The sequence below is a fragment of the Parabacteroides sp. AT13 genome (assembly GCF_002272965.1).
GTDB classification, from domain to species: Bacteria; Bacteroidota; Bacteroidia; order Bacteroidales; family Tannerellaceae; genus Parabacteroides; species Parabacteroides distasonis.
The window spans coordinates 2,927,440-2,947,801 of the sequence record NZ_NQMH01000001.1 but is presented as its reverse complement, the minus strand read 5'-3'; the positions used below and the strand labels follow the sequence as shown (position 1 = coordinate 2,947,801).

Genomic DNA, 20,362 nt, shown 5'->3' with positions numbered 1-20,362 from the left:
AACACAATAAAAGTCTAAATAATGAAAAAAGAATTATTATTCACATTCTCTGCTTTAATAGCTACGACTTCCTGCAACATCAAAAAAACAGATTCAGAGCAGATAGCAGGAAAAAAGCCGATGAATATCATCTATATCATGTCTGACGATCATTCTTACCAGACAATCAGTGCTTATGATAAACGCTTCATACAAACTCCCAATATAGACCGACTGGCAAACGAGGGAGTACGTTTCACCAATAGCTTTGTTGCCAATTCCATCAGTGGACCTAGTCGAGCCTGTATATTAACCGGTAAACATAGTCATGCTAATGGTTTCACCGATAACAGTTCCACATTTGATGGTTCCCAGCAAACATACCCCAAACTTTTACAAAAAGCCGGATATGAAACAGCAATAATCGGAAAGTGGCATCTAACTTCCGCTCCTACCGGATTTGATTATTCGGAAATTTTAATAGGCCAAGGCATTTATTACAACGCTCCATTTATCAAAAACGGGAAACAGGTCCCATCAAAAGGCTATGTTACCAACGTCATCACAGAAAAAGCAATCGACTGGATGGAGAATATACATGATAAAAATAAGCCTTTCTGCTTGTTACTCCATCACAAAGCTCCTCATCGTACATGGATGCCCGATACTTGTGATTTACAACTTTTCAGCGATACGACATTCGAGTTACCAGCCAATTTTTATGACGACTACAACGGTCGTCAAGCCGCTCATGAGCAAAAGATGAGTATCATAAAAGATATGGATTTAGTCTATGATTTAAAAATGGCTGATAAAGAAAATGAAATCCATACAACTACAGGGTTAGAGAATGCCGGACGCAGCATGTATAACAGTATGACACCCGAAGAGAAAGCAGCTTGGGATGCTCATTATGATCCAATCATTCAGAAATTCAAGAAAGACAAACTTTCTGGTAAGCAACTATCTGAATGGAAATATCAACAATATATGCGAGACTATTTACGTGTCATCCATTCCATAGACAGAAATATTGGAGTATTATTGAATTATTTAGAAAAGACAGGATTATTAGAGAACACAATGATTGTCTACACTTCCGACCAAGGATTCTATATGGGAGAACACGGATGGTTCGATAAACGTTTCATGTATGAGGAATCTTTCCGGACTCCTTTATTAATTCGTTTGCCAGGAGGAAAGAAAGGAGATATCGATGAGTTTGTCCAAAACATTGATTACGGACCGACCATCCTAGATTTAGCAGGAATCCAAATCCCATCCGATATGCATGGTATTTCCTTTTTGCCTTTGTTACGTGGAGAAAAAGTTGAGAACTGGCGTAAATCACTCTATTACCACTTTTATGAGTACCCTGCGGAGCATTCTGTTAAACGTCATTATGGCGTACGCACAGAACGTTATAAATTAATTCATTTTTATAACAATATCGATAAATGGGAATTATTTGATCTACAAGAAGATCCTATGGAGATGAACAACTTGTATGGAAAAACAGGATATGAGAATATCACTCATCAACTGGAAAAGGAGCTTATACGTTTACAAAAACAATATCAAGACACGAATGCCATGTCGTTTAATAAACAATTAATCCATGAATAAAATTAAATATATACTGTACATTACAGGAGTTTTAGCCTCGTATGACGGGCATAGTCAACCGACAAAGCCCAATATCATAGTTATCAATTGTGATGATATGGGATATGGAGACTTATCTTGTTTCGGAAGTCCTACGATAAAAACCCCGAATATCGACCGAATGGCTATAGAAGGACAAAAATGGAGTAGTTTTTACGTTTCAGCATCAGTCTCCTCTCCTAGCCGTGCCGGATTATTAACAGGCCGCCTAGGAGTCCGTACCGGAATGTATGGAGATCAACGCAGAGTCCTGTTTCCTGATTCCAAAGGGGGATTGCCTTCTGAGGAACTAACGATCGCTGAACTGCTGAAACAAGCCGGATATCATACGGCTTGCATAGGTAAATGGCATTTAGGACATTTACCAGAATACATGCCATTACGTCACGGCTTTGACTATTTTTACGGTTATCCTTATTCCAATGATATGAGCCGGAAGGAACAAATTAAATTAGGCAACACAAAATATCCTTATGAATATATTATTTATGAACAAGAAAAAGAACTGGAAAGAGAGCCCCAACAATATAATTTAACGCAACAAGTGACGGAAGCTGCTATCCGCTACATTAAATCAAATGAGAATTCTCCTTTTTTCTTGTATTTAGCACACCCTATGCCTCATATGCCAGTATATGCCTCTACTGACTTTCAAGGTAAATCAGCCAGAGGCAAATATGGTGACACCGTAGAGGAACTGGATTGGAGTGTAGGACAAATCTTGCAAACATTAAAATCTGAAGGATTAGATAAAAACACATTGGTTATTTTCACATCCGATAATGGGCCATGGCTTTTATGTAAACAAGAAGGAGGATCACCGGGTCCGTTAAAGGATGGCAAAGCTTCCATGTTCGAAGGAGGGTTCCGCGTTCCATGTATTATGTGGGGAGCAATGGTTAAACCGGGATATATAACGGATATGGCTAGTACATTAGACTTACTACCTACATTTTGTGAGATAGCAGGAATTCCATTGCCTTCAGATCGGCATTATGATGGAATCAGCTTGCTAAATGTATTAAAAGATAAGTCTACTTGTAAACGCGATGTGTTTTACTTTTACAGAGGCAGTGAATTATATGCGATTCGAAAAGGTAAATATAAAGCCCATTTCTCTTATAGACCAGCTTATGGAGCAACGGATAAAATCGTATATGATAAACCTGTTTTATATGATTTAGGTACTGACCCTGGAGAATTATACAATATAGCAGAAGAACATCCGGATATTGTACAGGAATTAACCATGTTGGCCAATGCACATAAAGCTTCATTAAAGATTGCTAAGAGTATCTTCGACCAAAAGTAAACTATATGTCTTATACTATTCGGTGAATTTGTTTCTCTTATTTTTCAAGAAGCAAATTCACTGATTTTATTTTTAGAGAGAAAAGTCTTTTATAAAGTTTCCTACTATACAAAAACATCATCTTTATACATATTTTGCTTTAAAATCGCAGTTTTTTATGTAAGTTTGACCCCTAAAACAATTAAGAAACTGATCGTTAATAAAAATATGAAACACTACAACTTCGACGAAGTTATCGAACGACATGGGACGAGTTGCGTGAAATTCGACCGTTTGAAAGAGATGTTCGGTGACGAGAATCTGATACCACTATGGGTGGCGGATATGGATTTCCGCACACCGGACTTTATTGTAGAGGCCCTGAAGAAACGTTGTGAGCACGAGATATTCGGCTATACATTCGGCTCCGACGAGTATTACGAGAGTATCATCAATTGGGTACACTACAAACATAACTGGAAAATACAACGGGAATGGATCAGCTATATCCCGGGAATCGTAAAGGGAATCGCTTTCGCTATCCAATGCTTTACGCAAAAAGGAGATAAGGTCATCATCCAGCCCCCTGTTTATCACCCGTTCCGCATCGTTCCGGAGAAAATGAAGCGCGAGGTCGTTTATAATCCGCTAAAGATGGTAGACGGCATCTATGAGATGGATTTTGATCATCTTGAATCTATTATAGATGATGAATGCAAGGTATTGATCCTCTGCAACCCTCACAATCCGGGTGGGATCGTCTGGAAAAAGGAAACCTTGGTCCGCTTGGCCGATATTTGCGCCAAGCACAATATTTTGGTTATCTCCGATGAGATTCATGCGGAAATGGCCTATCCTCAGTACACGCATTACCCGTTCGCCTCCGTATCGGATACCGCCGCTTCCTGCAGCGTGACTTTCATGGCACCGAGCAAGACGTTCAATATCGCCGGTATCGTGACTTCCTACGCAATCGTACCCAATGATCGCATCCGGGAAGAATTTTACTCTTTCCTTGAGGCCGGAGAGTTTGGCGATGGCACGATCTTCGCTTATACAGCGACGACCGCCGCTTATACCTATGGCGCCGAATGGTTGCAACAAATGCGAATGTATATCATGGAGAATGTACGTTTCGTGGAAGAGTTTATGAAACAGCATCTCCCCAAGATAAAAGTCTACCAGCCCCAAGCCTCCTTCCTCGTTTGGCTGGATTGCAGGGAACTGAAATTAAGTCAAGAGGAACTCGTACACCTGTTCAAAGACAAAGCCGGACTAGCGTTGAACGACGGAAGTATCTTCGGCCCCGGGGGAGAAGGCCATATGCGTTTGAACATTGGCTGCCCCCGCTCTGTTTTAGATAAAGCGATGAACGCTCTTAAAAAGGCGGTGGATAAGAAATAAAATCGTATCTTTGCGAGCATTTCTATACATATTTAAAATACAAGACAAATGAAAATTACAGCAAACAAATACGTTGCGGTTACATACGACCTGAACGTTGGCGAAGGTGAAGAACGTGAGTTAATGGAAAAAGCGACGGTCGAGGCTCCTTTGAAATTCATCTACGGAACAGGCATGATGCTTCCGGCATTCGAGAAAGCCTTGAACGGGCTGGAAGTAGGTGGCACGTTCAACTTCTCCATCGAGCCAGCCGAGGCTTATGGCGAATATAACGAGGAGCACGTATTGGATCTTCCGAAGAATATCTTCGAGGTAGACGGTAAATTCGACGCCGAGATGATCAAGGAAGGTAATACCGTACCGATGATGGATTCTAATGGCAACCGTATGAACGGCTCTGTATTGGAAGTGAAGGATGATATCGTGGTAATGGACTTCAACCATCCGTTGGCTGGCGAGACTTTGCATTTCAGCGGCGAGGTAATCGACGTACACGAACCGACAGCGGAAGAGATCGCAGCCTTCTCCGCTCCCGCAGGTGGATGCAGTTGCGGTTGCGACGATTGCGGTAGCGATTGTGGCGATAACCACGAGGGTGGTTGTGGTTGTGGTGGATGCCACTAAATAATGGGAAATTGAGAATTGAAAATTGAAAATTAGGAGAAACGCCTAATCATCGGCTTTTGATTCTCAATTTTCAGTTTTCAATTTTCAATTAGACAAAGCGGTGAATACTTTTGGCAATATTTATAGATTAACATCGTTCGGCGAATCGCACGGCCCCGGTATCGGCGGCGTGATCGACGGATGCCCAGCCGGGATCGAATTAGATACGGCATTCATCCAGCAAGAGCTGAACCGTCGTAAACCGGGACAATCCCGTATCACGACCCCCCGTAAAGAGGATGATGAGGTACAATTTCTTTCCGGTATCTACGAGGGAAAGACAACCGGTACGCCGATAGGTTTCATCATCTGGAACAAAAACCAACATTCCTCGGACTATGACAATATGAAGACGGTTTACCGTCCTTCCCATGCCGATTATACCTATCAAACGAAATATGGAATCCGTGATCCCCGTGGAGGAGGACGTTCGTCCGCTCGGGAAACGATCGCTCGTTGCGTGGCTGGAGCTATCGCTAAACTCGCCCTTAAACAATACGGCATACAGATCCAAGCTTATACCTCGCAGGTCGGCCCGATCCAATTAGCGGGTAGTTACCAAGATTATGATTTAAGCTTGACGGAGGAGAGCGACGTACGTTGCCCGGACCCGAAGACCGCCTCAGAGATGGAAACCTTGATCGCCGAGATCAAATCAAAAGGAGATACGATCGGCGGTGTTATTACCTGTGTGGCGAAAGGGGTTCCCGTCGGATTGGGAGAGCCTGTGTTCGGCAAGTTACATGCCGCGTTAGGACATGCGATGCTTACGATCAACGCCGTGAAGGGCTTCGAGTATGGAGACGGATTCAACGCCGCCTTCTTCCGCGGATCGGAAAGGAACGATCGCTTTTTCAATGATAACGGGCATATCAATACTCGTACCAATAATTCCGGCGGTATCCAAGGAGGGATATCCAACGGACAAGATATTTATTTCCGGGTAGCCTTTAAATCGGTCGCTACGATCTTGATGGAACAAGAAACGGTTAACATGGAGGGAGAGGATACGATATTAAAGGCACGCGGACGTCATGATCCATGCGTATTGCCTCGTGCGGTACCTATCGTCGAGTCTATGACCGCCATGACTTTATTGGATTATTTATTGATCCAGAAGACACGGGAAAACTTTTAAGACTAATTCTATATGGCTTGGATTCTGTTAATTATAGCCGGATTATTCGAGATCGGCTGGCCGCTGGGCTTTAAATTAGCAAGTATGCATTCCAAATATTTTATTTGGTTTATAGGTTTATCGATCTTATCCATGGGCTTAAGCGGTTATTTCTTATATCTCGCCCAGAAAAGCATCCCAATCGGTACGGCTTATGTAATCTGGACCGGGATCGGGGCTATAGGGACTGTTCTTCTTGGAATCTTGTTTTTCCATGATTCCGTAAATATATTCAGGTTATTGTTCTTATCTTTGATATTGATAGGGATCGTCGGGTTGAAATTAGTCCATTAATCCGGGTAAAAAAACACCAGTATTGCCGTAAGGCTACGCCAGTATAGGCGTGAGCTTACGGCAGTATAGGTATAGGGCTACGCCTATACTGCCGTTAACCGACGCAACTACTCGTGATGATAAGGCTCGTTATTCAAGATCGTCATTGCCCGGTAAATCTGCTCGATAAAGATCAGTCGGATCATCTGGTGGGAAAAAGTCATCTTGCTCAACGAGATCTTTTCCGATGCCGCCTTATACACAGCTTCACTAAAACCGTAAGGACCGCCTACCACAAATACCAAGCGTTTCGGGACCGTATGCATTTTCTTTTCCAGATAAGTAGAAAATTGCATGGAGGTAAACTCCTTCCCTTTCTCATCCAGCAACACCAAATAATCGCCGGGCTGCAAGGCCTTTAAAATCAATTCTCCCTCCTTCTCCTTTTGCTGCGCCTCAGAGAGATTCTTCACGTTCTTTATATCCGGTATGACTTCCATTTCAAAGGGTATATAATGTGTCAAGCGATTTTTATACTCATTGATAGCCTCCACAAAATAACCGGCATCCGTCTTACCAATCACAATCAGTCCAATCTTCATCTACTTACATTTACATGTTTAGAAAGGCTAAGTTACAAGAAAAATACATACCTTTGCAACTAATTACTCAATAAAATAAAGAAAGCTTATGAAACGACTCTTACTTACATTCGCCTTGATATTCGCATTCGTATGTGCGCAGGCGGCGGATATTACCAGTATATCAAATGCTTTCAAGGCAGGAAATGCCTCCTCTCTATCCGGTGCTATGGATAAGGTGGTGGATGTAGCCTTGCCCAGTTCCTCTAAGAAATGTAACGGAAGTGAGGCCGTCTCTATGTTGTCCTCATTTTTCAGTTCGAATAAGCCTTCCGGATTCTCGGTCGTACATCATGCGGATAAAAAGGAAAGCGGTTTCCTTGTCGGAAAGCTTCCGACGTCTTCCGGTGAGTACCGTGTAAACATCACGTACCGTGCCGAAGGGAATACAGCGATTATACAATCAATCAGAATAGAATAAAAGATGGACAAACTTATTGACGACTTAATCAAATTAGCGTTTGCCGAGGATATTGGCGATGGCGATCATACCACCTTATGTTGCATCCCCGAGACAGCGATGGGGAAAAGCCAGCTGATCATCAAGGAAGATGGCGTATTGGCCGGCGTGGAAATGGCTAAACGTATCTTCCACGACTTCGATCCGGAACTGAAAATGACGGTCTTTATACAAGACGGAGCCGAAGTGAAAAAAGGGGATATAGCGTTCGTGGTGGAAGGTAAGATCCAATCCTTATTGCAGACCGAGCGGTTGATGCTGAACGTTATGCAACGCATGAGCGGTATCGCTACTACGACTCGTAAATACGCCAAGGCGTTAGAAGGCACCAAGACACACGTTCTAGATACTCGCAAGACAACTCCCGGTATGCGTATGATCGAGAAAGAGGCCGTACGTATCGGTGGCGGCATGAACCATCGCATCGGTTTGTTCGATATGATCTTATTGAAAGATAATCATGTGGATTTCGCCGGCGGCATCGAGCAAGCGATCACACGTGCGCAAAACTATCTGAAAGAGAAAGGAAAGAGCCTAAAGATCGAGATCGAGGTTCGTAACTTCGACGAGTTGGAACAAGCCATGAAAGTAGGCGGTATCGATCGTATCATGTTGGATAATTTCAATATCGAGAATACAAAAGAAGCGGTTCGCCGCATCAACGGACGTTTCGAGGTAGAGTCTTCCGGCGGTATCACGTTCGACACATTACGTGATTATGCGGAATGTGGCGTAGACTTCATCTCCGTAGGGGCATTGACTCACTCCGTGAAGAGCTTGGACATGAGCTTCAAAGCCTGCTAAAACGAAAAACGATCATTCTATAAAAAAACAGCCTTGAGAAGATCAACTTCTTGAGGCTGTTTTTCCTATATCTACCCTATTATCTTGATTCACTATCATTTCTGATAGAACTATTATCATTTTTAAAACATTGCCATTCCTTCCTTTCCGTACTTTTAAGAACAAATTATTCAACCTAAAAATAGTATCATGAAAGAATTGAAAATGTTTATAGATGGCAGATTCATTGATAATGAGTCTGGGAAATGGATCAAGGTATTGAATCCTTCTACCGAAGAGGTTATTTCACTGATGCCCGACGGGACGGTTGAAGATGCCAGAAAAGCGATCGATGCCGCAGAGAAAGCGCAGAATCAATGGGAAAGAACGCCCTCCATAGAAAGGGCTGCTTATCTGACAAAGATAGCGGCTGGCATCCGTAAGAGAGAGAAGGAACTGACCGACATCATCGTCCGTGAAGGAGGCAAAACCCAAGGACTCGCCAATGTTGAAGTCCTTTTTACCGCGGACTATATGGATTACATGGCAGGCTGGGCCCGCCGGTACGAAGGGGAAATCATTCCCAGTGACCGCCCTCATGAAAACATTTTCTTATTTAAGAGACCGATTGGAGTAACGACAGGTATCCTACCTTGGAATTTCCCATTCTTTCTAGTCGCTCGTAAAGCCGCGCCGGCCTTGATCACCGGAAATACGATCGTAATAAAACCTAGCCAGCTTACGCCAGAGAACGCATATGTATTCGCGCAGATCGTGGAGGAGGCAGGTTTGCCTGCCGGCGTTTTCAATCTAGTAAATGGACGGGGTAGCGTGATTGGTCATGAACTCTCGGCGAATCCGAAAGTAGGCATGGTAAGTCTGACAGGAAGCGTGGGAGCCGGACAACAGACCATGGCAGCCGCCGCTCCTAATATCACGAAAGTTTCTCTGGAGTTAGGAGGTAAAGCCCCGGCTATCGTGATGAAGGACGCAGATGTCGATCTCGCCGTTAAATCCATTATTGCCTCTCGTGTGATCAATACCGGACAGGTATGTAATTGTGCCGAACGGGTTTATGTAGACAAAGCGATAAAAGAGACCTTCATGGAAAAACTAGTCGCCGGCATGAAGCAGGTAAAAGTAGGAAACCCCAATGAGATCGCGGATCTGGATATGGGACCTCTTATCGAAGCCAGTGCGTTGAAGTCTATGGAGAAAAAAGTAGAAAGAGCGATCCAGCAAGGTGCTAGGCTACTGTGTGGTGGTCATAGGATCGGTACAAAAGGATATTTCTTCGAACCGACCGTTTTGGATTGTGTTACGCAGAAAATGGATATCATACAAGAAGAGACTTTTGGCCCCGTGCTACCGGTTGTCGAATATTCGGACATCAACGACGCTATCGCATGGGCGAATGATTGCGAATATGGATTGACATCTTCCGTATATACACAAAACTTGGATAACGCATTCAAGGTAATGCGTTCCTTAAAATTCGGGGAGACTTATATTAACCGTGAGAATTTTGAGGCTATGCAAGGCTTCCATGCGGGATGGCGTAAATCCGGAATCGGTGGTGCGGACGGAAAACATGGACTTGAGGAGTATTTGCAAACTCAAGTGGTTTATCTTGAGACAAAGGAATAAAAAATAAGACTAAAGATCCCTTCTTGGGATCTTTAGCATATCTACTTAATCTAACGTCAAATTAAACTCATCCCTCAAACGACCCAAGTTAGGATTTATCTTCATCAGCAGCTCTAGCTTCTCCGTGGATGTATAAGCCAAGTGCTTCTCATTTCCCTCTACGATCCGGACACGCATCTGGATGCGGCTGTTATTAAGATGCTGGCGGAGAAATGGCAGGATATGGATCGCATTATTGATCAATTCCTCTTGCTGCCCCGGGTTATGTACAGCTACCTCGAAATAATAATTCTCTTGCAAGGTAGGCTTGCAATTGATCATCGTATTCTTAAGATACACTTTCTTGTCAATCGTTGCGGCGTAATTATCCCATTCACGAACCAAGGAATCATTGTCAAAGGGAGTTACTACCTCCTTTACGTTCGTTGTCGCTTGTTGAACGGTTTGTTGCTTAGGCTTCTCCACTCCGATCTCCTTCATGGAGATCCCCATCGGACGAGCCGTTTTACGAGCCGGATTAGGCGCTGTAGACGGAGGTGGCGCAGGAACCGAGCTCGGCATGTGCGTACTCATAACTTGTGGAGCACCGGCCGCTGCCGTAACTGAAGGAGCTTGAGGCGGCTGTTGGGGCTGCCCGCTATTCACCGCTTGAGAAGACGGATTCGTCCCAGCAATCGGCTCAATTAACGCTTTTTTTTTATCGTCGACGGCCACCTGTGTTAATTGACAGAGCTGAATCAACGTCAATTCCAATAAAAGACGCTTATTGCGGCTGGCACGGTAATTCAAATCGCACGTATTCGCTAGCTCTATCGCCTTGAACAGAAGTTGATCCGGACAATGTTTCGCCATCTCCTTATATCGTTCCCGTATAGAAGCTCCCACCTCGAATAGCACCAAGGTGGACTCATCCCGGCATACCAATAAGTCCCGGAAATGCCCAGCCAAACCGGTTATGATATTCTGCCCGTCGAATCCTTTGCCTAATATCTCATTCAAGATCAATAAAGAAGCCCGCACATTGCCGGATAAGATCGCATCTGTCAGACGAAAATAATACTCATAATCCAGCACGTTCAAGTTATCGATAACCGCTTGATACGTGATATTGCCATTCGTGAAACTTACCACTTGGTCAAAGATAGACAAAGCGTCGCGCATACCTCCATCCGCCTTCTGAGCGATCACGTTCAAGGCTTCCGGTTCCGCAGTTACCCTCTCTTGCGAAGAGACATATTGCAAATGCTCCACCATGTCGGCGATGGATATACGGGAGAAATCATAGATCTGACAACGGGAAAGGATCGTGGGAAGCACCTTGTGCTTCTCGGTCGTAGCCAAGATAAAGAGAGCATGATGCGGAGGTTCCTCCAATGTCTTCAAGAATGCGTTGAAAGCGGCGGTTGTCAACATATGGACCTCGTCAATAATGAAGACTTTGTATTTACCGATTGGAGGCGGGATACGCACTTGGTCGATCAAGGTACGGATATCGTCCACCGAGTTATTCGAGGCGGCATCCAGTTCATGGATATTGTAAGAACGCTGCTCATTGAAAGCCCGGCACGACTCGCACGCATTGCAAGCCTCGCCATCCGCCGTCGGATTCAAGCAATTGATCGTCTTCGCAAAGATACGGGCACACGAGGTCTTTCCTACTCCACGAGGACCGCAAAACAGGTAAGCATGCGCTAATTTGTTACTTTGTATCGCGTTTTTCAGCGTAGTGGTAAGAGACTTCTGCCCTACTACACTCCGGAAAGTGGACGGGCGATATTTTCTTGCCGATACAATATAATTATCCATTCTCTGCTTTTTATTGATAAGACAAAGATAAACAAAATAATTCATTATCTTCGCGAAAACGATGTTCTGATGTCACGCATAAAAGAGTTTTACATAAAGTATCTATCGTGGATCAACGCTTATTGGTTGGTTACCATCGTGTTCCTTATCGTCACCTTTACGGTGGGCGATAGCAGCCTGTATAAACGCTATACGTACGACGAGAAAATACGCGGTTTGGAGAAAGAGATCAAACATTACCAAAAGGAGATCGAGATCAACAGCAAGAAATTAAACGACCTTCATACGGACAAGGAGGGACTGGAACGTTTCGCCCGTGAAGAGTATTTCATGAAAAGGTCGAACGAGGATGTTTTTATTATCAAGGACAAATAAATGAATCAACAAATCAGATCGATTATTTTCGGCGTAGCGGGATTACTCGTATTAGCCGGTGCCATATTGTTTCTTACTCATTGGGCTGTCGCCCCTTATTTATTCGCTGTCGGTGCGGCGGGTATAGCCGTTTGCTATCTGACCCTTCCGGTTAAGGACTTGGACTTTCGTCGCCGCCGGCTCCACCGTTTCAACGTATTCGCCGGACTTCTAATGATCGTATCTTCCGGCTTTATGTTCAACAACCGTACCGAGTGGATCCTTTGCTTGAGCGTAGCCGCTATCTTACAGGTATATACCGCTTTCGTTACTCCTAAAGAGTAATTGGCCGCAAAACGCAGTGCTACTGACCCGACCGATGAATATATACTGACCAGGCCAACGCAGTATATATTACTTTGCAGATACAGTATATCTTCTATAAAGTCCCCGGTAAGCACCGTTAAAAAAAGGGTGTATCAAACGTTCCTTTGATACACCCTTTCTTTTATAAATTCTATTAATAGCTTACTTGGCCGGAGAGGAATAATTCTTATTCAAGTATTCCAGCAATTCGCCTGTGATATCATAGGAATCGCCAGCCAAAAGGATATTATCTCCTACCGTATTGCTGAATACCACTTGATAGCCTCTACCCAGATTGAAAGCCTTCAATTGAGAAACAACCGTATCGCGTAATTGCTCGTTCAACTTCTGCTGCTCTTGCATCAACTCTTGAGCCAATTGGTTATCTAAGTTCTGCAACTCTTGTTGCTTATTCAATAAACGTTGTTGCTCTTGCTCCGCCCTCTCACGGGTAAGGAAAGCGTTATTTTCTACCTTACGCTGGAAATCTTGCATCTCGCCTTGTAAACTACGGGCTTTCTGGGTGATGTTAGCACGGGAATTCTCTTGTTTCTTCAAGATGATCTCGTTCAGATCCTTGGAATAATTGTAATTAAGTAACAGGGAATCCACATTTACATAAGCGATCGGAAGTAAGGCCGTTGTGTCTCCCGCTGACGCGAATGTTCTTGTTACGCTTGATTCTTTCTTGCCGGAAAATTGCATAATATACAAGATTACGACAGCCACCGCTAGCACACCGTTAATAACGTAGTTAATGTTCTTCATAAAGTGCAATTTAAATCTTATTTTTTTATTCTTTTATTTCGTTCATGATGTCATAGAGTCCCTTTTGCTTCACCGCCATACGATCCATGGTCTTCGCACAAAATATACCTTTCTTACCCAACGCCCTGTTTCCTTCGATATGCGTATTCGGGAACCTTCCTCCCTTTTTCAACAGCACTTTTATCGATAGCAACACGACACTGATAACAAGAATTATGACCGTAAATAATAACGTTGTAAGCATTTTCTCTATATTTGTGGACGCAAATATAAGAGTTTAAGTGATTACTAAGTGTCTTTTTGGCATTTTATTCTACTTTTTTTCGAACTAAGCTCTTTCAGTTGCGGTTTTATTAACTTTAGAGTAACATCTATAATACATTGTAACATTATGAAGATTACTGATTTAAAGCCTACTATCGTATGGAAGTTCTTCCATCAAGTAACCCAAGTGCCTCGCCCCTCAAAAAAGGAAGGCAAAATGATTGAATTCCTAGAATCATTCGCGAAAGAGTATAAAATAGCTATCAAGAAAGATGAAGCCGGCAACCTTTTAATGTCAAAGCCTGCCACTCCGGGAATGGAGGATCGTCCGGTAGTCGTATTGCAGTCTCACATGGATATGGTTTGCGAGAAAAATAACGGTACGAAACACGATTTCGACAATGATCCGATCGAGACGATCGTCGACGGCGAATGGCTGCGTGCCAACGGCACTACTTTGGGAGCCGATAATGGTATCGGTGTAGCGGCCGAGTTGGCTTTGCTTGCCTCCGATGATATCCAACACGGTCCGATCGAATGTTTGTTCACAGTAGACGAAGAAACAGGTTTGACCGGAGCGAAAGCCTTGAAAGAAGGTTTCATGACCGGAGATATCTTGTTAAATCTCGATAGCGAGGACGAGGGAGAGATCTTTATGGGTTGCGCCGGAGGTAAAGACACACAAGCGACTTTCCATTATGAGCCAGTTCCTACGTCCGATAAGATGCAGTATTTCCGTATCGATGTGAAAGGGTTGAATGGCGGTCACTCCGGTGGCGAGATCCACAAAGGATTAGGCAATGCCAACAAGATATTGGTTCGTTTCTTATTCTTATTGAAAAAGAAATATGATTTCGTTCTTTGCTCTATCGATGGAGGAAACTTACGTAACGCAATCGCTCGCGAGGCACACGCCGTGATCGGCTTGCATCCGGAAAATAAGGAGGATGTACGTATCTTGCTGAACCATTTCGCCGCCGACGTTGAAAATGAGTTGAAACATGTAGACCCGAGCGTTCAGTTAGCGATGGAGTCCACGGATCGTCCGGAGTATCATATCGACAATGCCACCGCCGAGAAATTAATCTACGCCTTGCACGCTTGTCCGCACGGCGTAATCGGTATGAGCCACGATATAGAAGGCTTGGTAGAGACTTCTACCAACCTTGCTTCCATAAAGATGAAAGAAGGCAATACGATCTTGATCGGTACCAGCCAGCGTAGCTCTATCGAATCATGCAAGATCGCTATCGCCAATACGGTAGCCTCCACGTTCCTATTGGCTGGAGCAGATGTAAAACATGGCGATGGCTATCCGGGATGGGCCCCGAACCCCGACTCTAAGATCTTGAAGATCGCACAGGAGACTTACAAACGCCTATTCAACAAAGACGCCAAGATCATGGCCATCCACGCCGGATTAGAGTGCGGTTTGTTCTTGGAAAAATATCCGAAACTGGATATGATCTCTTTCGGGCCTACTTTGCGTGACGTACATTCACCCAACGAGCGTATCGAGATCGCTACGGTCGGTTTATGGTGGAGCCACCTTCTTGAATTATTAAAGAGCATCCCCGCAAAATAAACCAACGTTTTTTGCGTTATAAGAAGAGGAAAGACACGATAACCGTGTCTATCCTCTTTTTTTATGTTAATGTCTTGCAACTTTTTTATGATAATTTTGTTTATCTATTAAAACAAGAACACAAGATATTTACAGTTAACATTTACGAAAATGAAAAGATTAACGATAACGCTATTTATACTCGCAACGCTTCTGTTGAACATGCTTCCGGCATGCGACGGTTTGGATGATCATTATTCCACCAACCCGACTTACCGGCTAAGCTTCTCGACAGACACGCTCGCTTTTGATACGATCTTCAGTACGATCGGTTCTACCACCCGTCAATTTATGATCTACAATAAAAATAGTGAACCTCTGAGCATTGAGTCCATCATGCTGGCCAGTGGAGAGGCTACCGGCTTCCGCATGAATGTGGATGGACGCAAAGGTAGCTCATTTAATAATGTAGGGATACTCGCCAACGACAGCATGTATGTATTCGTGGAAGTAACGGTCGATCCGAATGGTGGCAATCAACCTCTGTTGATACAGGATTCCGTACTTTTCACCGTGAATGGCATCCGTCAATCCGTATTATTGGAAGCCTACGGGCAGGATGTTAATCTTTACAAAGGCGGTGTTACGATTACAAAAGATTCTATCCTCACGGCCAATCGTCCTTACTTGATCTACGATAGTTTGGTTATCGCTAAAGGGGTTTCATTGAATATCGAGAAGGGGGCTACTTTCTATATGCATGATAAAGCGAGCCTGATCGTTCACGGCTCCATGAACGCTTTAGGCACCTTGGATGAGCCTATCACTTTCCGAGGCGATCGTTTGGATTATATACTAAATGATATATTACCGTATGACCGGACTCCCGGGCAATGGGGAGGCATTACCTTTAAGGCGGATAGCTACGGGAATGTCTGGGATAATGTAATCGTACGTAATGGTACCTCCGGTGTATATTGCGAGCTTTCCACCCCGGACCGCCCAAAGATCAAGATAAACAACTCACAGATCACGAATATGGGGAGCGATCTATTCTTCGCCATCAATTGTGATGTTATCGCTACAAATACGGAATTCAGCAATGCCGGAGGAAGTGTACTCACTTTAGTCGGTGGTAAATATTACTTCGCTCACTGTACAATGGCTAATTACATGAGTTTAACCAAAAGGGAAATGGCCAGCGAGACTGTTCCTTTGGATAGTAAATGCCTATACTTGCTCAATAACGTAACAGTAGACGGAAATGGCCCGTATCCTATCACGCAAGCTTATTTTGACAATTGCACTATCGATGGAAGTTACGATGTCGAATTAAAAGCAGATGGCAGTACAGATTTCGATTATCGGTTCAATCACTGTGCGCTTAAAGCCAAAGAATCCTCCAGCGATCACTTCAAGGAGGTCTTGTTTATCAAAAAGACTCCTTCCTATCGGAAAGTAGGAGGCAAGCAAAATAAATACACCTATGATTTCCGGCCAGATTCCGTATCGACTACCGGAGTCGGAAAAGCAGATCCCGAGATAACGAAGAATTATCCGATCGATCGTTACGGTGTCAACCGGCTAACCAGTTCGAACGGCCCGACCATAGGAGCCTACGAGTTTGTTCAGGAAGAGACCGAAGATTCAAACCAATAAGAATACATTACATATTAACAATTAATCAAAGCTTTAACTATGAAGATTTTTATGTTTTTTCTTTTATTCTTTGCCTCCCCTCCGTTATTTGCCCAAGCTACGTTCAAGGTCATGACCTATAATGTGGAGAACTTTTTCGACACAAGGGATAATCCAACCAAGAATGACGATGAATTTCTACCTTCCGGCAACCGGTACTGGACACAAAGCCGCTACTATCATAAGCTACAACAAATAGCGAAAGTAATAAGCGCTGCCGGGGAATGGAGCACACCGGCCTTAATAGCTCTTTGCGAAGTCGAGAACGACTCCGTCCTGTCTCATCTTACCCGTCGCACACCGCTCCGCTGGCAGGATTACCGATATATTATCACTCAAAGCCCCGATCCCAGAGGTATTAATGTCGCTCTTCTTTATCAACGAGATCAATTCTTTTATTTACGACATGAATCCATTCCAATTCGTTTTTCCGGGAACAAACACAAATTAACCCGAGATATCCTACACGTATATGGAAAGATCATAACAGGCGATACCTTAGATGTTTTCGTGTGTCATTTCCCCTCCCGCTACGGAGGAGAAAAAGAAAGTGAAAAGGATCGTTTTGACGCGGCCCGCACTTTACGGGGATCTAGCGATTCCCTGTTACTGATACGAGAAAAGCCGCAGATACTCATTATGGGAGACTTCAATGATACCCCTCAAGACAGAAGTATTTCCGAGATATTCGCTGCCCAAGCCTTTCCTGAAAATACGCAGATCACAGATTCCACATCTTGTACCTATTATAATTTGTTCGCAAGCCCCCATATAACTCAATTCCCGGGTAGTCATAAATACCAAGGCGAATGGAGCCAACTCGATCAAATAATCGTAAACCGGGATCTCATCACGCAAGAGTCTTCCATGCATATCATTCCGGAAAGCATCCACATATTCGCTCCTGATTTTTTATTGACTAAAGATAAAACATGGCGGGGGGTACGTCCTTTTCGAACCTATTACGGCTTTAAATATGAGGGCGGTTTTAGTGACCATTTACCATTAACAGTCGATTTTCTAATACGTTCTCAGATCAAACGCTGAAAAGAAAACCTTGAAACCTTTTTTTCGATCTCTTGTTATCCTATTAAAGAAGAAAAGCTATGTAGTCAACAAGCAAACAGAACACATATGGAAATAAATCTCGCCTCAATCCGGCAAGAATACACAAAAGGAGGATTAAGGGAAAGCGAACTTCCGGATAACCCATTCTTGCTTTTCAGTCAATGGTTACAAGAGGCTATAGACAGCAAAGTAGATGAACCCACGGCCATGCTAGTAGGGACCGTATCTCCAGAAGGCAAACCTTCCACCCGTACCGTCTTATTAAAGGACCTGCATGATGATAAGTTTATTTTCTACTCCAACTACGAAAGCCGAAAAGGCAGGCAACTGGCACAAAACCCGGCAATCTCTCTTTCGTTTGTATGGCATCAATTAGAAAGGCAGGTACATATCGAAGGTACGGCTGAAAAAGTCCCCCCGGATGAATCGGATCAATATTTCAAAAAACGCCCGTATAAAAGCCGGATCGGAGCTCGTATATCCCCACAAAGTCAACCCATCGGCAACCGTGTGCAACTTATACGAGCTTTCATTAGAGAGGCAGCTCGTTGGATTGGAAAAGAAGTGGAGCGTCCGGCTCACTGGGGCGGGTATGCCGTCATTCCCGAACGTATCGAGTTCTGGCAAGGTAGGCCCAACCGACTTCATGATCGCATAGTATATACCCTTCAACCGGACGGCCATTGGAAAAAAGAAAGGCTCGCCCCATGAAATCAGGTACAAGTCCGATACCAAAGGATAAGAGATAGATAATTCATCGAAAACGATTATCTTTGTCTGTCAAAATACGTAATACCTATGAATATTAGATCCATATATCTAGCCGGTCTATTCGCAATCATCGGCTCCCACATAATCAACACAAACGCCCAGCAACTTAGGAATCCTTTCGATTTCCCGATCTTACTGAGCGGAAACTTCGGTGAGTTAAGAAGTAATCATTTCCATTCCGGAATAGACTTCAAGACACAAGGGGTAGAAGGTAAACCCGTACATACGGTACAAGAAGGATACGTATCACGTATATCCGTAAGTCCATGGGGCTACGGTAACGGGCTTTACATCACACACCCGGATGGAACGACCACCGTATACGGCCATCTACAAAAATTCTCGAAGAAAATAGCGAATTATGTAAAAGAGCAACAATACGCACAAGAAAGTTTCAATGTAAATCTCTTCCTTACGCCGGATTTGCTTCCTGTCGAGAAAAATGAAGTCGTAGCGTTAAGCGGCAATACCGGAAGCTCTGGTGGACCTCATCTCCATTTTGAGATACGAGACACCGAGACCGAGGAAGTCATGGACCCCTTGGATTATTTCTCGGATCGGATAACCGATACCCGTCCTCCTAAAATCCAAGGAATACAGATCGTCCCCATCGAAGGAAAAGGCGTAGTAAACGGCAAAAGCAAGAAGCTTGAGATAAAACCCGTCACGGCGAAAAACGGGAAACAGACAATCACTGGAAAAATCGAGGCATGGGGAGAAATAGGGCTCGCTGTAAAAGCCTATGATTATATGGATAATACGACTAACATTTATGGCGTACGAGAAATCACGCTCACGGCAGACAGCCAAGTGATTTTCCATAGTAATCTTGATAAGTTCGCATTTGACGAGACCCGTTATCTGAACACATTCACAGATTACGAAGAATGGAAAGATCATCGCTCTTTCTATATGCGTAGTTTCATCGAGCCGGGAAACCGTCTACGCTTCCTTGAAAGCGTAAACCGGGGAATCTTGCGTATAGATGAACCTCGTACCTATCATTTGACGTATACACTTGCTGACGCTTTCGGCAATGCCACCCGTTTATCCATCTGGATCGAGGGAAAGAAACAAGAGATCCCCCAGATCGATACGACTCATACAGAATTATTCCATTGGGGTAGCGAGAATAGGTTCGGCGCTAAAGGCATCCGTCTCGTCATGCCTAAAGGTAATCTATATAATGACCTCTACTTCCGCTATTCGGTGAAAGAAGATAGTACCTCATTATCAGCCACCCACATATTGCACGATAAGCCAATCCCTTTGCATGGAACGGCCCAGTTATCACTATTCTTGCAAAGCGATACGCTTGAGAATAAACAACAATATGGTGTGGTTCGCTTACAAAACGGACGTGCCTCTTGGATGGGCGGTACATACCGTAATGGCTGGATCGACGCAAATATCAAGGAATTGGGCAGTTATAAGATACAACAAGATACAAAGGCTCCGGTTATCACGCCGATCAACCAACAGACGTGGGTCAGCAAACAGAACTTCATATTCCGTTTGTCCGATAACTTAAGCGGGGTACAAACCTACCGGGGAGAAATAGACGGGCAGTTTGTCTTATTCGAGATGAATAATAAATCGGTTATTACCTATCGCTTCGATAAAGAGAGGTTGCAAAGAGGCAAGCATGAACTTAAATTAATCGTAACGGATGCTTGCGGAAATGAGTCGATTTATACACATCCGTTTACTTGGTAGG

Annotated in this window: 20 protein-coding genes; 16 read left to right on the top strand and 4 right to left on the bottom strand. The window is 43.8% G+C overall.

Features of this window, described 5'->3' with window-relative positions; translation table 11 throughout:
• Window positions 1-21 precede the first annotated feature (21 nt).
• The 6 genes from CI959_RS12345 to CI959_RS12320 all read left to right on the top strand — a co-directional run bounded on the left by CI959_RS12345 (window position 22) and on the right by CI959_RS12320 (window position 6,476).
• Window positions 22-1,605 (top strand): sulfatase, encoded by a 1,584-nt coding sequence (locus CI959_RS12345; protein WP_005854442.1) that lies wholly within the window; start codon window positions 22-24, stop codon window positions 1,603-1,605.
• Window positions 1,598-2,956 (top strand): sulfatase, encoded by a 1,359-nt coding sequence (locus CI959_RS12340; protein WP_005854440.1) that lies wholly within the window; start codon window positions 1,598-1,600, stop codon window positions 2,954-2,956. Before CI959_RS12345 ends, CI959_RS12340 begins: the two co-directional genes overlap by 8 nt.
• Window positions 2,957-3,163: 207 nt before the next feature.
• A complete protein-coding gene (locus CI959_RS12335) occupies window positions 3,164-4,339 on the top strand; it encodes a MalY/PatB family protein (protein WP_057317703.1) in 1,176 nt (391 codons plus the stop codon).
• A gap of 48 nt (window positions 4,340-4,387) precedes the next feature.
• Window positions 4,388-4,963, top strand: coding sequence for a peptidylprolyl isomerase (locus CI959_RS12330; RefSeq protein WP_005854436.1), 576 nt, complete (start codon window positions 4,388-4,390; stop codon window positions 4,961-4,963).
• A 103-nt stretch (window positions 4,964-5,066) separates the two neighbouring features.
• Window positions 5,067-6,143: a chorismate synthase gene (gene aroC / locus CI959_RS12325; RefSeq protein WP_057317702.1), complete on the top strand. Its 1,077-nt coding sequence runs from the start codon at window positions 5,067-5,069 to the stop codon at window positions 6,141-6,143.
• A gap of 12 nt (window positions 6,144-6,155) precedes the next feature.
• Complete coding sequence (locus CI959_RS12320) at window positions 6,156-6,476, top strand: multidrug efflux SMR transporter (RefSeq protein WP_057317701.1); 321 nt, start codon at window positions 6,156-6,158, stop codon at window positions 6,474-6,476.
• Window positions 6,477-6,583: 107 nt separating this feature from the next.
• Here CI959_RS12320 and rlmH read toward each other — a convergent pair whose 3' ends face one another.
• Window positions 6,584-7,057 carry a 23S rRNA (pseudouridine(1915)-N(3))-methyltransferase RlmH gene (gene rlmH, locus CI959_RS12315; RefSeq protein ID WP_005854430.1) on the bottom strand — a complete coding sequence of 158 codons (474 nt, stop codon included), beginning with the start codon at window positions 7,055-7,057 and terminating at the stop codon, window positions 6,584-6,586.
• A gap of 88 nt (window positions 7,058-7,145) precedes the next feature.
• Here rlmH and CI959_RS12310 point away from each other — a divergent pair, with 88 nt between their 5' ends.
• The 3 genes from CI959_RS12310 to aldA all read left to right on the top strand — a co-directional run bounded on the left by CI959_RS12310 (window position 7,146) and on the right by aldA (window position 9,986).
• Window positions 7,146-7,517 carry a DUF4783 domain-containing protein gene (locus CI959_RS12310; protein WP_005854427.1) on the top strand — a complete coding sequence of 124 codons (372 nt, stop codon included), beginning with the start codon at window positions 7,146-7,148 and terminating at the stop codon, window positions 7,515-7,517.
• A 3-nt stretch (window positions 7,518-7,520) separates the two neighbouring features.
• Entirely contained in the window at window positions 7,521-8,360 is an 840-nt protein-coding gene (gene nadC / locus CI959_RS12305) for a carboxylating nicotinate-nucleotide diphosphorylase (RefSeq protein WP_005854425.1), read from the top strand.
• Window positions 8,361-8,549: 189 nt separating this feature from the next.
• Window positions 8,550-9,986: an aldehyde dehydrogenase gene (aldA, locus tag CI959_RS12300; RefSeq protein ID WP_009018110.1), complete on the top strand. Its 1,437-nt coding sequence runs from the start codon at window positions 8,550-8,552 to the stop codon at window positions 9,984-9,986.
• A 45-nt stretch (window positions 9,987-10,031) separates the two neighbouring features.
• Here the strand turns inward: aldA and CI959_RS12295 are convergent, their stop codons facing one another.
• Window positions 10,032-11,792, bottom strand: a complete 1,761-nt coding sequence (locus CI959_RS12295) for a DNA polymerase III subunit gamma/tau (protein ID WP_095231451.1) — start codon at window positions 11,790-11,792, stop codon at window positions 10,032-10,034.
• A gap of 69 nt (window positions 11,793-11,861) precedes the next feature.
• Here CI959_RS12295 and CI959_RS12290 point away from each other — a divergent pair, with 69 nt between their 5' ends.
• Window positions 11,862-12,167 (top strand): septum formation initiator family protein, encoded by a 306-nt coding sequence (locus tag CI959_RS12290; RefSeq protein WP_005854418.1) that lies wholly within the window; start codon window positions 11,862-11,864, stop codon window positions 12,165-12,167.
• Window positions 12,168-12,491, top strand: coding sequence for a hypothetical protein (locus tag CI959_RS12285; RefSeq protein ID WP_011966687.1), 324 nt, complete (start codon window positions 12,168-12,170; stop codon window positions 12,489-12,491).
• Window positions 12,492-12,674: 183 nt separating this feature from the next.
• Here CI959_RS12285 and CI959_RS12280 read toward each other — a convergent pair whose 3' ends face one another.
• Both CI959_RS12280 and CI959_RS12275 read right to left on the bottom strand, forming a co-directional pair.
• Window positions 12,675-13,280 (bottom strand): OmpH family outer membrane protein, encoded by a 606-nt coding sequence (locus tag CI959_RS12280; protein WP_005854413.1) that lies wholly within the window; start codon window positions 13,278-13,280, stop codon window positions 12,675-12,677.
• Window positions 13,281-13,305: 25 nt separating this feature from the next.
• Window positions 13,306-13,524 carry a hypothetical protein gene (locus tag CI959_RS12275; RefSeq protein ID WP_005854411.1) on the bottom strand — a complete coding sequence of 73 codons (219 nt, stop codon included), beginning with the start codon at window positions 13,522-13,524 and terminating at the stop codon, window positions 13,306-13,308.
• Between the two features lie 147 nt (window positions 13,525-13,671).
• Between CI959_RS12275 and CI959_RS12270 the strand changes: the two genes are divergently transcribed.
• The 5 genes from CI959_RS12270 to CI959_RS12250 all read left to right on the top strand — a co-directional run bounded on the left by CI959_RS12270 (window position 13,672) and on the right by CI959_RS12250 (window position 20,361).
• Window positions 13,672-15,129 carry an aminoacyl-histidine dipeptidase gene (locus tag CI959_RS12270; protein WP_005854410.1) on the top strand — a complete coding sequence of 486 codons (1,458 nt, stop codon included), beginning with the start codon at window positions 13,672-13,674 and terminating at the stop codon, window positions 15,127-15,129.
• A gap of 150 nt (window positions 15,130-15,279) precedes the next feature.
• The gene (locus tag CI959_RS12265; protein WP_011966688.1) at window positions 15,280-16,767 is read left to right on the top strand and encodes a hypothetical protein; all 1,488 of its coding nucleotides are present in this window, start codon (window positions 15,280-15,282) and stop codon (window positions 16,765-16,767) included.
• Between the two features lie 39 nt (window positions 16,768-16,806).
• Entirely contained in the window at window positions 16,807-17,853 is a 1,047-nt protein-coding gene (locus CI959_RS12260) for an endonuclease/exonuclease/phosphatase family protein (protein WP_005854406.1), read from the top strand.
• Between the two features lie 87 nt (window positions 17,854-17,940).
• The gene (gene pdxH, locus CI959_RS12255; RefSeq protein WP_011966689.1) at window positions 17,941-18,585 is read left to right on the top strand and encodes a pyridoxamine 5'-phosphate oxidase; all 645 of its coding nucleotides are present in this window, start codon (window positions 17,941-17,943) and stop codon (window positions 18,583-18,585) included.
• Window positions 18,586-18,672: 87 nt separating this feature from the next.
• On the top strand, window positions 18,673-20,361 hold the full coding sequence (locus CI959_RS12250; RefSeq protein WP_008773545.1) for a M23 family metallopeptidase: 1,689 nt from the start codon (window positions 18,673-18,675) through the stop codon (window positions 20,359-20,361).
• The last annotated feature ends 1 nt before the right edge of the window (window position 20,362 follow it).

Coding starts and splice junctions, on each gene's coding strand:
- CI959_RS12330 (WP_005854436.1), top strand. CDS start 4,388: ATGAAAATTACAGCAAACAAATACGTTGCGGTTACATACGACCTGAAC.
- CI959_RS12340 (WP_005854440.1), top strand. CDS start 1,598: ATGAATAAAATTAAATATATACTGTACATTACAGGAGTTTTAGCCTCG.
- CI959_RS12345 (WP_005854442.1), top strand. CDS start 22: ATGAAAAAAGAATTATTATTCACATTCTCTGCTTTAATAGCTACGACT.
- CI959_RS12265 (WP_011966688.1), top strand. CDS start 15,280: ATGAAAAGATTAACGATAACGCTATTTATACTCGCAACGCTTCTGTTG.
- rlmH (WP_005854430.1), bottom strand. CDS start 7,057: ATGAAGATTGGACTGATTGTGATTGGTAAGACGGATGCCGGTTATTTT.
- CI959_RS12250 (WP_008773545.1), top strand. CDS start 18,673: ATGAATATTAGATCCATATATCTAGCCGGTCTATTCGCAATCATCGGC.
- CI959_RS12335 (WP_057317703.1), top strand. CDS start 3,164: ATGAAACACTACAACTTCGACGAAGTTATCGAACGACATGGGACGAGT.
- CI959_RS12320 (WP_057317701.1), top strand. CDS start 6,156: ATGGCTTGGATTCTGTTAATTATAGCCGGATTATTCGAGATCGGCTGG.
- CI959_RS12275 (WP_005854411.1), bottom strand. CDS start 13,524: ATGCTTACAACGTTATTATTTACGGTCATAATTCTTGTTATCAGTGTC.
- CI959_RS12310 (WP_005854427.1), top strand. CDS start 7,146: ATGAAACGACTCTTACTTACATTCGCCTTGATATTCGCATTCGTATGT.
- pdxH (WP_011966689.1), top strand. CDS start 17,941: ATGGAAATAAATCTCGCCTCAATCCGGCAAGAATACACAAAAGGAGGA.
- CI959_RS12285 (WP_011966687.1), top strand. CDS start 12,168: ATGAATCAACAAATCAGATCGATTATTTTCGGCGTAGCGGGATTACTC.
- CI959_RS12295 (WP_095231451.1), bottom strand. CDS start 11,792: ATGGATAATTATATTGTATCGGCAAGAAAATATCGCCCGTCCACTTTC.
- CI959_RS12270 (WP_005854410.1), top strand. CDS start 13,672: ATGAAGATTACTGATTTAAAGCCTACTATCGTATGGAAGTTCTTCCAT.
- aldA (WP_009018110.1), top strand. CDS start 8,550: ATGAAAGAATTGAAAATGTTTATAGATGGCAGATTCATTGATAATGAG.
- nadC (WP_005854425.1), top strand. CDS start 7,521: ATGGACAAACTTATTGACGACTTAATCAAATTAGCGTTTGCCGAGGAT.
- CI959_RS12280 (WP_005854413.1), bottom strand. CDS start 13,280: ATGAAGAACATTAACTACGTTATTAACGGTGTGCTAGCGGTGGCTGTC.
- CI959_RS12290 (WP_005854418.1), top strand. CDS start 11,862: ATGTCACGCATAAAAGAGTTTTACATAAAGTATCTATCGTGGATCAAC.
- CI959_RS12260 (WP_005854406.1), top strand. CDS start 16,807: ATGAAGATTTTTATGTTTTTTCTTTTATTCTTTGCCTCCCCTCCGTTA.